The sequence below is a fragment of the Halopseudomonas sp. SMJS2 genome (assembly GCF_029866945.1).
Taxonomy (GTDB): Bacteria; Pseudomonadota; Gammaproteobacteria; order Pseudomonadales; family Pseudomonadaceae; genus Halopseudomonas; species Halopseudomonas bauzanensis.
Genome location: NZ_CP123445.1, coordinates 2,557,607 through 2,569,586, shown reverse-complemented (window position 1 = coordinate 2,569,586; position 11,980 = coordinate 2,557,607). Strand labels below are relative to the sequence as shown.

Annotated in this window: 12 protein-coding genes and 1 riboswitch; of the genes, 3 read left to right on the top strand and 9 right to left on the bottom strand. The window is 61.7% G+C overall.

From position 1 onward, the window contains the following. Positions 1-25: 25 nt before the first annotated feature. From QAO71_RS12170 to QAO71_RS12145, 6 genes are all read right to left on the bottom strand, one after another. Positions 26-457 (bottom strand): DUF3010 family protein, encoded by a 432-nt coding sequence (locus QAO71_RS12170; RefSeq protein WP_036988560.1) that lies wholly within the window; start codon positions 455-457, stop codon positions 26-28. A 129-nt stretch (positions 458-586) separates the two neighbouring features. Then, the gene (locus QAO71_RS12165; RefSeq protein WP_280164531.1) at positions 587-1,129 is read right to left on the bottom strand and encodes a hypothetical protein; all 543 of its coding nucleotides are present in this window, start codon (positions 1,127-1,129) and stop codon (positions 587-589) included. Between the two features lie 6 nt (positions 1,130-1,135). Then, positions 1,136-1,864: an ABC transporter ATP-binding protein gene (locus QAO71_RS12160; protein WP_280164530.1), complete on the bottom strand. Its 729-nt coding sequence runs from the start codon at positions 1,862-1,864 to the stop codon at positions 1,136-1,138. Then, positions 1,855-2,841 carry an iron ABC transporter permease gene (locus tag QAO71_RS12155; protein ID WP_136868942.1) on the bottom strand — a complete coding sequence of 329 codons (987 nt, stop codon included), beginning with the start codon at positions 2,839-2,841 and terminating at the stop codon, positions 1,855-1,857. The genes QAO71_RS12160 and QAO71_RS12155 overlap by 10 nt, the downstream gene beginning before the upstream one ends. Next, a complete protein-coding gene (locus QAO71_RS12150; protein WP_235833881.1) occupies positions 2,829-3,692 on the bottom strand; it encodes an ABC transporter substrate-binding protein in 864 nt (287 codons plus the stop codon). The genes QAO71_RS12155 and QAO71_RS12150 overlap by 13 nt, the downstream gene beginning before the upstream one ends. 5 nt (positions 3,693-3,697) lie before the next feature. Then, positions 3,698-5,578: a TonB-dependent receptor gene (locus QAO71_RS12145; protein ID WP_280164529.1), complete on the bottom strand. Its 1,881-nt coding sequence runs from the start codon at positions 5,576-5,578 to the stop codon at positions 3,698-3,700. Between the two features lie 113 nt (positions 5,579-5,691). Beyond that, positions 5,692-5,904: riboswitch (cobalamin riboswitch) on the bottom strand. Between the two features lie 122 nt (positions 5,905-6,026). On the opposite strand from QAO71_RS12145, the gene QAO71_RS12140 reads away from it, so the two are divergent. The 3 genes from QAO71_RS12140 (at position 6,027) to QAO71_RS12130 (ending at position 8,277) form a co-directional block, all read left to right on the top strand. Continuing rightward, the gene (locus tag QAO71_RS12140; RefSeq protein WP_280164528.1) at positions 6,027-6,677 is read left to right on the top strand and encodes a 2'-5' RNA ligase family protein; all 651 of its coding nucleotides are present in this window, start codon (positions 6,027-6,029) and stop codon (positions 6,675-6,677) included. Positions 6,678-6,756: 79 nt separating this feature from the next. Then, positions 6,757-7,194 carry a CBS domain-containing protein gene (locus tag QAO71_RS12135; RefSeq protein WP_036988565.1) on the top strand — a complete coding sequence of 146 codons (438 nt, stop codon included), beginning with the start codon at positions 6,757-6,759 and terminating at the stop codon, positions 7,192-7,194. Between the two features lie 117 nt (positions 7,195-7,311). Continuing rightward, on the top strand, positions 7,312-8,277 hold the full coding sequence (locus tag QAO71_RS12130) for a D-glycerate dehydrogenase (RefSeq protein ID WP_280164527.1): 966 nt from the start codon (positions 7,312-7,314) through the stop codon (positions 8,275-8,277). Between the two features lie 14 nt (positions 8,278-8,291). On the opposite strand, the gene QAO71_RS12125 is transcribed toward QAO71_RS12130, so the two are convergent. The 3 genes from QAO71_RS12125 to QAO71_RS12115 are packed head-to-tail and all read right to left on the bottom strand — an operon-like array spanning position 8,292 to position 11,816. Continuing rightward, on the bottom strand, positions 8,292-8,480 hold the full coding sequence (locus QAO71_RS12125) for a hypothetical protein (protein ID WP_036988567.1): 189 nt from the start codon (positions 8,478-8,480) through the stop codon (positions 8,292-8,294). Further along, a complete protein-coding gene (locus QAO71_RS12120; RefSeq protein WP_280164526.1) occupies positions 8,477-9,631 on the bottom strand; it encodes a PepSY domain-containing protein in 1,155 nt (384 codons plus the stop codon). Before QAO71_RS12120 ends, QAO71_RS12125 begins: the two co-directional genes overlap by 4 nt. Before the next feature lie 19 nt (positions 9,632-9,650). After that, positions 9,651-11,816, bottom strand: a complete 2,166-nt coding sequence (locus tag QAO71_RS12115) for a TonB-dependent receptor (protein WP_051610698.1) — start codon at positions 11,814-11,816, stop codon at positions 9,651-9,653. Positions 11,817-11,980 lie beyond the last annotated feature (164 nt).

The following is an 11,980-nucleotide window of genomic DNA, read 5'->3' as shown; positions in this document are numbered from 1 at the left end:
CCCGCCGTCACTCAGGCGAAGCTCATCACCCGGAGAAGTGCCCCGCATAGGCGGTCAGAAAGGCGCCTTCCTGAAACTGCTTCAGCCCTGTATCAGCGAAGGGAACGGGCAGGGGATTGGCTGACAGGACACTCTTGATCTGCGTCGGCGAGAGCAGGGTGACCTCGATGTCCGAATCCGCAATCAGCTGGATTGCCGCCTCCAGCTTGAAGCTGATGGCGCCCCCGGCGAACTTGCCCTTCTGCATGCGTTCCTTGATGACCACGCGCTCCACTTTGTAATCCCTCAGAAACTGCACCAGCTCCTTCTGGAATCGCTGCAAGTCGGCGCGAGCGTGCTCCTTCTTCAATGTCAGCTTGCGGATGCGGCTGTCCGGCAGATTGAACAACCCCTGTTCCCCGTTGAGCAAGCACACCACGGCTTCATTGCCGGTCAACTCGATACCACAAATACGCATACTGATTCTCCGTTGCTGATCGCAGCACTCGCTGAATAAAAAACATCGTCATGAACAGCAGCCATTCTCGACTAAAACGCAGGCGGGTGCATCCACGCAACGGATAAGTCGCCCGAAACAGGCATGTTGTCAGCTGTCCGGTCGGCCATAGCTGCGGCTGATGAAGGTCGGCTCGATCAACCCGCGCCGCTTGTTGATAACCAGCGTCAACATAAAGAAGAAGTTGCACAGCATATTGCACATGCGCGGCAGTAGCATGGGAACTTCCTTGCCTTCCGCATCGACCCGAACCATGGCGCGGATGGCTTTCTTGCAGGCGGAGCGGGCGAGGTGCAGTTGCGGAATGGGTGGGGTGCCGCGGGGCAGGACGAAGCCGTCCAGGCGCTCGGCGACTTCAGCCTTGTAGTGAGTCAGGCGGGCTTGCAACCAGGCCTGATCCTCTTCGCTGACAGCCAGCCGGCCACGGATCGAGCCATTGATATGGAAGGCCAGCGGCTGGATCTGCTCCAGGTCAGTGGCGATGTCCGGCATGTTGTCCGGCAGATGGGAAATGATGGCGCCGATATGGCCGCACAACTCATCGGTGATGACCTCGAAGTCGCACAGCGACGAGCTTTCGTACATGAAGGGATAACACATCTCGTCGAAGTTCTTGCCGAACTTGAAGGCCATGGTCGCTTACCTCGGGATAATGATAGGTGGGTCGCTGTCCAGGTCGATATGCGCATCGACCTGAAACGCCTGGTGCAAATGCTGGCCGGTCAGTACCTCGGCAGGTGTGCCCAGAGCAAGCAGCTGACCTTCATGGAGCAGGCACAGGCGATCACAATAGCGGGCGGCCAGCGACAGGTCGTGGATCGACAGCATCACCCCACGCCCGCTCTGGGCATAGTGGCGCAGGAGACGCAGCACATTCTGCTGCTGGAACAGATCAAGACTGGCCACCGGCTCATCGGCCAGCAGCACCCGTGGTTGCCCGGCCAGCACGCGGGCCAGCCAGACCCTGGCCTGTTGCCCGCCGGAGAGCTGATCGATCTGGCGATCCAGCCAGTCTTCCACCTGGGCGGCGGCAGCGGCCTGGGCGATGGCCTCGGCATTGGTATCCCCCCAGGGCAACCGCCCGAGACTGATCACATCGCGCACCGACAATGCCCAGGCGCTGTGACTGCTCTGCGGCAGGAAGCCCAATTGCTGCGCTCGCTGGCGCTCGGCAATCGAGGCCAGCGGCGTACCTGCCAGCCGAATATTGCCCTGATACGGCTGGATGCCCGCCAGGCAATGCAGCAGGGTGGATTTGCCTGCGCCGTTGGCGCCAATGATGCCGAGCATTTCCCCGGCCATCAGGTTCAGGTTGACGTTCACCAGGCGCTGGCCGACGCTCAGGTGGCGGGTATCGATCAGATCCACCGTTTACGCTCCTTCCATACCAGCCAGATGAACAGTGGCGCACCGAGCAGCGAGGTCAGCACACCCAGCTTGAGTTCCTGGCCCGGTGGCAACAGGCGCACGCCGATATCCGCCAGGCAGACCAGAATGGCACCGGCCAGCGCCGCCGGGATCAACAGCCGTTCCGGGCGATGCTGTACCAATGGACGCAGCAGATGTGGTACCAGCAAACCGACAAAACCGATACTGCCGGCCACCGCCACCGAGCTGCCGACCAGCATGGCGGCACCGAGCACGATCATGATGCTGCCATTGCGGTAATTCAGTCCCATGCTGCGGGCTACCTGATCGCCCAGACTCAGACCGCTGAGCAGTCGGCGTTGGCTGATAATCAGCGCGCTACCTATCAGCAACGCCGGCAGCAGCAGCCATAAATGCTCCAGCCCACGCTCGGAAACCGAGCCGAGCAGCCAGAACACCAATTCCTGCATGGCGTAGGGGTTGGGCGCGAAGTTCAGCACGGTAGCCAGCGCTGCACCGCACAGCGTGGAAATAGCCAGCCCGGCCATGATCACCATATGCGAGCGGGCCGAGCCGGCCAGGGCTAGCATCAACAGCAACGCGATGGCCGCGCCGATCAGGCCGGCTACACCTGGCGCGGCAGCGCCCAGGCCGGGAAACAGGCCGAAGTAGAACACGCTCGCCGCGCCCAATGCTGCTCCCTGGCTGGCACCGGTCAGACTGGGCTCGGCCAGTGGGTTGCGCAGCAGTCCCTGTAGCGCTGCACCACTCAGGCCCAGCGCGGCGCCCACCGCCAGTGCAATCAGCGTGCGTGGCAAGCGAACCTCACCGATGACAATGGCGTCCAGGCTGCTTTGGCCGGTAAGGAAGTCGGCCAACCCTGCCAGTACGGCCACCGAGGTTGAGCCGACTGACAAGGAGGCCAGCGCCGTCACCAGCAACAACGCCAGCAGGGCGGGAGTGATCAGTCGAGCCATTGATTGAGTTGCCTTATCAGGTCCCAGGTCCAGGGGCCGGGACATTGCCAGCGCCAGTAGTCGGTGGTGAGCCAGCCGTCAGCCGGGATGCTGCGGCGCAGCACCGGATGTTCGGCAAAGCGGTTGGCCAGCGCCTGGTGCTCGGGGGCCGCGAACAGAATGGCGTCCGGCGGATCGCTGGCGATCTGTTCCAGATCCAGTTGCACATGCCCCGAGTCGGTCAGATAGTTGCGCCAGCCGGCCTGTTCGATGATTTGATGCTCGAAGGTATCACGGCCAGTACCGATACCGTTCGAACCGAGCAGCAACAGGCGTTTGGCGTCGGGCTGTGGCGTGTGGCGAACGGGTGCCGGTTGCGCGAGGTCAGGGTTGCGACCGATCAGCTCCAGCAATTGGCGCTCATAGGATTCCACCTGCCCCAGCGTAGTGGGTAATGGCAGTATCTCCACTCGATAATTCAGGGTTCGCATACGCTCGCGCAGCAGCAGGGCGCTGTACTGGCCGGCCAACACCAGGTCGGGCTGCAGACTTACCACCTGTTCCAACGAGCCGTCATGGGCAGGCCAGCCAGCGTCGATCCAGTGGATCGGGTAGCGCAGATGCATAGGCGACAGTGCAGCCACCCGGGCCGGATCGGCGTGATGAGCCAATGCCCAGTCCATGCATAGATCGAGGGAGACGATGCGTTGGGGTGATTCAGGCGTCGCTGCCAATGCAGGCAAGCCAACTGGCAGCAGGATCGCTGCCAGGCAGAGCACCCACCGGCGCAGCCGCCCCCCTGCCCGAGCGGTGAGGGCCGAGGCAAAGGAGCAGCGTTCAGCATGCAGCTGATGGCGGGGGTGTGTAGTCATTCCATTCAGAGGTCAGGGGTCCAGGTGACTCCAAGCATAGCGGTGAAGGGCAACTCCCGGTAACCGTAACCCTGTCCGGCATGGGTATACATCAAGCGGCTATAGTCCTTGTCCATTACGTTGGCAAGCTTCATGTCGAAGGCCACTTCGCTGCTGGCCTGCCAGCTGGCGCGCAGATCCAGTACGCCGTACCCGGACAGCTCGGTGGTGTTGTCACCGTTGCCGTAACTGCTGCTGACGGCGGTAAAGCTGGCGCCCACACCGATATCGCCGAACTGGCGATCCAGATTCAGGTTCAGGGTACGTCGGGCGCGGTTCGGCAAGGTGTGGCCGTTTTCACGGCTGCGTGGATCGATGATGCTGATGCCCAGATCACCCTGCCAGCCGAAGAGTTCCTGCTTCAGAGTGGCTTCGAAGCCATTGACGCGGGCGCGATTGATGTTGTCCACGGTGCTGAAATCGCTGGTGGTAACGATCAGGTCACGGAAGTCGGTGCGGTACAGCGAGGCTTCCAACTGGGTAGTCGGGGCAAGCTGGCTGCGCCACTGCAATTCATAGCTGCGGGATTTCTCCGGTTTCAGTTCGGGGTTGCCGCCATAGAAGCCATCGAAGGGCCAATAGAGATCGGCAAAGGTCGGTACCCGGAAGCCTTCGGCGTAGGACAGAATCAACTGGTTATCCGGATCAAGCCGGTAGCTCAACGCACCGTTGAAGGTATTTTCGTTGCCGAACTGCTGGTTGTCGTCATGCCGCATGCCCAGTTCGGTACCGAAGCGCGCTCCCTGGAAGCTGTGCTGGGCGAATACCGCTTTGTTGTCCCGGTTGCTGACCTGGAAATCATTGCTGCTGCGTACCTTGTCATTCAGGTAGTCAGCGCCCAGACGCAGACTGTGTCCATTGCCCAGGGTCAGGGTGTTGAGCCAGTTCAGCGAATCGCGATAACTGTTATTCACCGTGCTGCCGGGAAACAGTTTGTCGAAGTTCTCCTGCTTGTCCTCGCTGTGGCCCAGTTCGATACGGCTGCGCCAGATATCATTGATACGCCCATCCAACCAAAGCGTGCTGGTGCTGATGATGTACTCGTCATAGGGAGCAGCTGGAGCGCCCCAGTTACCGAACGGGTTATCAAACTCGGTCTTGCCACGCTGATCCAGTACGGTGAACCCACCTTCAAATGCATCGGTGAACTGGTGACTCAGGCTCAGCGCCAAGGAGCGGTTGCGGTAACCATCATCATCCGCGTCACTGGCGAAAGAAGTGCGGGTGCGATCGATACCGGCAGTTTCCTCTAACCCGGCGGATAAATTGAAGCGCGTGCGCTCGTTGCCGCCGGAGAGACCAAGGTTGCGCTCCCAGGTACTGTCACTGCCACCGGCGATGCGCGCGTAGGGGCGCAGGCCTTCGCCCTCGCTTCGGCGGGTGAAGATCTGGATAACCCCGCCCATGGCGTCCGCGCCATGAATCGCTGAGCGCGAGCCGCGCAGCACCTCTATACGCTCGATCTGGTCGACACTGAGAAACTGCAGGGCGGCTCCGCCCATGGTGGCTGAACCGGCCCGCACACCGTCGATCAGCACCAGGGTCTGGCTGGTATTGGTGCCACGGATATACAGGCCGTAGGTCGCGCCGCGGCCCCCATAATTGGCGACCTGCACGCCCGGCACCTGGGTCAGCAGATGTGGCACGCTGGCCGGGCGCAGCCGTTCGATATCTGCACGGGTGAACACCGTATTGGCGGCGCTGCTGTCGCTGCGCTGTTCCACATCGCGGTTGGCGGTGATCAGGGTGTCGGAGAGTTTCAGCGCTTGTTCATGGGAAGCAGGCTGGGCAGCCAGAGTCAGGCTCGGGGCCAGGGCGACAGCAAGGGCAAGGCGGGACAGTTTCATTATGAATCCTCAAAAGGTCGGATGACTTTCGAGGAGGGCAGATAAGCAAGTGCGGACGGGGCAGATAACAGACAAACCGGCACGGCACTTGACGGTGATGCCCTCCGCAACACCAGTCGATATTGCATGCGGGCCGGCCTCCGGACTCTCGACGCCCATCCGCTCACCTTCCCATGCCGTGGCACAGTGGTCTTGAGCGGACGCCGATCCATGATCGGGGTCGATTACCGTTGCGGGGGCAGTGCCGGGATTGCTCGACCTGAGCGAGCGCACCGGCTTTCCGTTTCATGCCTGATATCAGGCACACCTGCATGAATAGCGGCGCATCTTATGCCCCTGATCGGGGAAACACAAGCGACCGGATGGCACAGGGCTAGCTGCGGCTGGAGTGCGCCGGGCGGGCAGGGCATACTGCCCGCATCTTCGCCATCGTTGTTGGCCGCCGAGCATGCTGTTATCCGATACCGTCCCTTTTGCCGAGACCACCGTTGCGCAGCTGCGTGATTACACCGAGTGGCACCGTGGCCGCAGCCGCTATGCGATCTGGATGATCCCGATCAACTGTCCCCGGGCGCTGGCCCATATCGACCAGCTCACGGCCTCGCTGGCGGACCTGTTGCATCCCAGCCGGCGGCAGCCGCATATCACCTTGTTTGTCTGTGGTTTCGAAGGGCAAAGTGTCAGGTACGACGACGATTTCACGTCAGCGCAGCTGCAGCGCCAACTGACGGGCCTCGACCGGTTGGCATTGCCGCCCTGCGAGCTACGCATAGGCGCGCCGGATAGCTTTGCCAGCGCAGCCTTTCTGACAGTGGACGACCTGCAGGGCCACTTGTCGCGCTGGCGCGAGGCGCTGGGGGCAGGCTGTAGGGAAATTCGGCAGACTAGCTACGTGCCGCACATCACCCTGGGGTTATATCGCCGAGCGATCAGTGCCACAGAGCTGCGCCAGCGGTTGCAATCATTGGTGATACCGGACACCTTACCGCTAGCGGTGGAATGCCTGGAGTATGCGACTTACAGCAGCCGTGACATGTTGGGGCCGCTGGAATGCCAGTGGCGGGTAGCTGTCAGCAATAAGGAGGCCAATAGTCCATGAAATACCCTTTTGGCCTTGCCTGCCGCTTTGATTGATCCTTGACTGTTATCACCGGACCAGAAAATAAAAGGAGCAGCAGATGAGAACCGTGGCCCAGGTTATCCAGACCAAGCAGATCCAGCAGGTGCATACCATCGGGGCGGATGAGACGATGCTCAGGGCCTTGCAGTTGATGGCCGAGCATAATATCGGCGCGCTGCCGGTCACCGAGGGCGGTCAGGTGATAGGCGTGATAAGTGAGCGCGACTACTCTCGTAAATGTGTGCTCAAGGGGCGGGCGTCGGTGGGCACCATGGTACGCGAAATCATGAGCAGCCCGGTGACGACCGTGACACCGAAGCAGAGCGTGTCCGAATGCCTCTCGCTGATCACTGACCTTCACCTGCGCCACCTCCCGGTGGTGGAAGATGGGCGACTGGTGGGGCTGGTGTCGATCGGTGACCTGGTCAAGGAGACCATCGCCGAGCAGCAGGAGCTGATCCAGCAGCTGGAGCAGTACATCCGCGGCGAGGTGTAGCGGCCCGACTGGCGCGTCCCGTTTCGGGGCCGCGGCTGCGCGGTGGGCCCGAACATCCCGATGGGGTGGCGGGTCGAACAGCTATACTGCGGGATTTAAACGCCAGGGGGCTGTGTTGTGAAAAAGAACGTCGTGATATTCAATCGTCTTGCTCAGGATCTGATCGAGCGTCTGGCAGCCAACTTCAATGTCGTTCAATTGAGTGCAGCCAGCGAGCTGGCGGATGCGCTGGCTGCCGGTCCGGTACACGGCCTGATTGGTGCCGGCTGGCAGCTTGGCCGCCCACAGCTTGCTGCGGCTTCAGGCTTGGAAGTGGTTTCCAGTATTTCGGTCGGGTATGACAACTACGACCTGGATTATCTGAATGAGCGCGGCGTTCTGCTGACCAACACTCCCGATGTATTGACCGAGACCACTGCCGACCTGGGGATGACACTGATGCTGACGGCTGCGCGGCGGATCGTCGAACTGGACGGTTGGATGCGCGAGGGTAACTGGCGGGGCGGGCTGGGGCCGGAGTATTTTGGTTGCGATGTGCATGGCAAGACGCTGGGCATTATCGGCCTGGGCAATATCGGCGCGGCGATTGCCCGGCGCGGCCATTTCGGTTTCGGCATGCCGGTGCTGTACACCAGCAATAGCCGCAAACCGGAGCTGGAACAGGAGTTGGGCGCTGAGTTTCGCGACCTTGATGACCTGCTCGGCGAGGCCGATTTTGTTTGTGTCGTCGTTCCGCTCAGCGAGCGTACCCGCAAGCTGATCGGCCAACGTGAACTGGCGCTGATGAAGTCCAGCGCCATTCTGGTCAACATCGCCCGCGGCCCGGTGGTTGACGAGGCAGCCCTGATCGAGGCGCTGCGCGACGGACAGATCCGTGCCGCCGGGCTCGATGTCTACGAGCAGGAGCCGCTGTCCGAGTCACCGCTGTTCGCGCTGCCCAACCTGGTCTGCGTACCGCATATTGGCTCGGCCACACATGAGACGCGTCGGGTCATGGCGGAGCTGGCGGTGCAGAATCTGGAACGGGCGCTGCTCGGGCAGACGCCCCGGCATATGGTCAACCCGCAGGTGCGAGCAGGCTGATCAGACCGCGCCGTTCAGGGCTCTGCCCGCGCAACGGCGCCAAGCCAGATGCCGGCGGCGGCGACCAGCCCCAGCGCCAGGCAGGACAGTACGTCATACCAGCCATCCCCCAGCAGGGCGACGATCAGCCCGGCGGCGCTGACTGTGCCGAACAATACGGGCCAGCGCCAGATTTGCATTGCCGAGTTGCTAGTGCCTTTCATGGCTGTAGCCTCGCGTCGGCCGAAGACTGGTTGGTGCGGGCCAGAGCGGACGCACCGGCTTTTCGCCTGCCGCGTTTGGCAAGCCATAGATAGAGTCCGCTGGCCAGCACGATGATGGTCAGCACATCCAGCACCGCCCATATGATCTGCAACGCCTTGCCGCCGTAATCACCGAAGTGCAGCGGCCGGGATAACTGCAGCGCGTTGAAATACCAGGGCAGGGGCCGGCTGTCGGTCACCTGAGCAGTGCTGGCATCGACCAGCACCGGTTGCGACAGGTGGGCGGTCAATGCCTGATTGCCATGCATGAAGACGCCGTAGTGATGCGGGCTGGAGAAGCTGGTGCCGGGAAAGGCGACGAATTGGATCTGCATGTCCGGCAGATAGGCGCGGGCGGATTGCACAGCCGCTTCCAGTGAACCGCGTTCCTGCGGCGGCTGGCCGTGGTAGGGCGCCAGCATGGTGCTGAGCTGGTCGTTCTGCCAGGCCTTGACGATCAGATCGGCCCAGGCGTTGAGTACCCCGGTAGCGCCGACCACCAGAAACCATACCAGCGTAACGATGCCCAGCAGGTTGTGCAGGTCCAGCCATTTGAGTCGCTTGGTGCGCTGGCGCCGGACCTCACCGAAAGCCAGTTTCTGCATGAAGGGGGCATAGAGTACCGCGCCGGATATCAGCGAGATCAGCAGCAAGACGCCCATCAGGCCGAGAAACAACATCCCCGGCAGGCCGGCGAACAGGTCGATGTGCAGAGAATTGACGATATACATGAAGCCGCTTTCCAGCTGCGGCTCGCCGAGGGTCTCGCCGGTGCGGGCGTCAATGGCCACCTGATGCAGGCCGCTGGTGGACGTCGGCGTGTCGGCCATGGTCAGGTACCAGACCCTGTCGTCATCGGGCTCGCGGGAAATGAACATGCCGCCCTGGCTGGGATGGCGTGCCTCGCCGATCTGCAGTATCCGATCCAGGCTGATATGCGGTGTATCCGCCGGCATCTCGGGCGCCTCGATTTCGGTGCCCAGCAGATGGCCAATTTCATGATGGAAGATCAGCGGCAGGCCGGTCAGACACAGCAACAGCATGAACAGCATGCAGACGAGGCTGGTCCAGGTATGCAGCCAGGACCAGACTTTCATGGATCGGACAGACATCAATAGGCTCCGGGCGGTTTCAGAAGTCCAGTGTGCTGGACAGAATGAAGGTGCGCGGTGCGCCGACAATCAGCGAGCCATCACCGGGATAGCCGCCGGCCGTGGCCCAATATTTCTTGTCGGCCAGGTTTTCCACACGGGCGCGCAGGGTCACCTGCTGATCGCCATCAAGCAACAGGCTGTAACGCACACCGGCGTCGAAGCGGGTCCAGGAAGGGACTTTCTGCTGGTTGTCGATGTCGGCATACTGGCTGCCGGTATGGATGGCTCGTGCATCCAGCGCCAGGCCACTGACGGTCGGCACCATCCAGTCGACGCCCAGATTGGCCTGCACTTTCGGTGCGCCGATGGCGTCGTTGCCTTCCACATCGCTGTCCAGCAGGCTGACCCCACCGAGGATTGACAACTGCGGTGTGGCCTGGCCGTACAGCGACAGCTCCACGCCGCGGTTGCGCTGATGGCCGATAACCCCGTAAACGCCGTTTTCCGTGCCTGCCATCTGCTTGCGGCTCTGGTACAGCCCCAGACTGCCCCCGATACGGCCGCCGTCATACTTCATGCCCACTTCGTTCTGCCGGGTCTTGTAGGGAGCCAGAATCTCGCCGGCATTGTCCACCGGCTGGCCGCCAGCCTCGGTGGGTGCCACATCGCCCTTGACCAATCCCTCAATATGGTTGGCGTAGAGCGACAGCTCCGGTGTCAACCGGTACAGCACGCCGGCTACCGGGGTGATCTCACTCTCCGAGTAGGCACCCGTGCGTACGCCGCTGTTGTAGTCATAACCGTAACTGCGGATTTTCTGGTAACGCGCACCGAGGGTGATCTGCAGGCGCTCATCCATGAATGACAGTACATCGGCCAGCGCCACGCTGGAGGTCCGGGTCTTGTCGGTAAGCAATGGATGATCGAAGGTGCCGCCGATCAGCACCGGAGGTGGCGAGGGAGCGTCGACCGGCTGGTAGATATTGCCTGGGAAGCCGGCGAAGTCGGAGAACTCATAGGCATTGCGCGAGTCCATGCGGTAGATCGAACTGGACAGGGTCACCTGATGGCCAACGCTGCCGGTATGAAAGGCGCTGCGTACACCGGCTTCGCCGGTCTTCACGGTATCTTCACGCACATTACTGAAACGGTTGGCAGTGCTGTCGCCGTTGGCATTGTTCACGGTCGGTTCGGAGAAACTGCCGGACTCATCTCCCTTGCGCATGCCGGCCGCCACCCAGCCGGTGAAATACTCATTGAAATCATACTCGGCGCGCAGCGTGCCGAACGTATCCCGGGCGTTGGAGAAGGTCCAGGGTTGGGCGATGCTCTTATCGGGATCGGGGACAGAAGGGATATCCACCCCGGGTGCGATGCTGATGGCTGGCTGGATATCATCCAACTGGTGATCCTGATGGCCCAGGTCGGCGGAGATGCGCAGCCGGTCGCCACGGTAGTCGACACCCAGGGCAAACATGCTCAGCTCATTGGACTCGCCGTCGACGGCGGTATCGCCATCGCGGCGGGCAAAATTGAGCCGCACCCCGATCCGGTCATCGGCCAGGCGTCTGGCGAAGTCGCCAGTAACATAGGTTTGCGTACCTGAGCGCACGCCGGCGGTGATCTGGTTGAGCGGCTGGTTGGGCGCGCGCTTGGGCACGATGTTGATCGCACCACCCAGACCACTGCCGCCGGGCGCGGCGCCATTGAGAAAAGCATTGGCGCCGCGCAGGACTTCCACGCGCTCGATCAACTCCGCGTCCAGATACTGTCTGGGCAACAAGCCATACAGGCCGTTGTAGGACATGTCGTCGGAATAGATCGGCAGGCCGCGCACCATATACACCTGCTGAAAATTGCCGAAGCCGCGGGCGGCACGCACCGCCGGATCGTTCTCGACAATATCGGCGACGCTGGCCGCCTGCTGATCCTGGATCAGCATCTGGGTGTAACTGGTGAGCTGGAATGGGGTTTCCATATTATCCTGATTACCCAGTAGTCCGACCCGACCACCCCGGGCCACCTGGCCGCCGGCATAAGCCGGTGGTAAACCGCCAGCGGAAGCATCGGCACTGGCGCGAACTTCGGTCGACGGCAGTGCCAATGGGTTATTGGCGTCGTCGTTGTCCTCGGCCAGAAGCGGAAGGGCATGGAGCGCCAAGGGCAATGACAAGGCGGTTAGGGTCAGCCGAAATGGGTGCATGGTGCTGGGCTCTCTGCAGTTGGCAGTATTTGTAACGCGAATCCTTATCATTGTAATTTGATTTTGTAAGTAATTGCTACAGCTGATCGAACGACGCCCAGCAACTTGGCCAAACTTTTGCCCGCCAGGGGCGTCCCAGCTAATGGGTCTATCGCAAGGGGGCG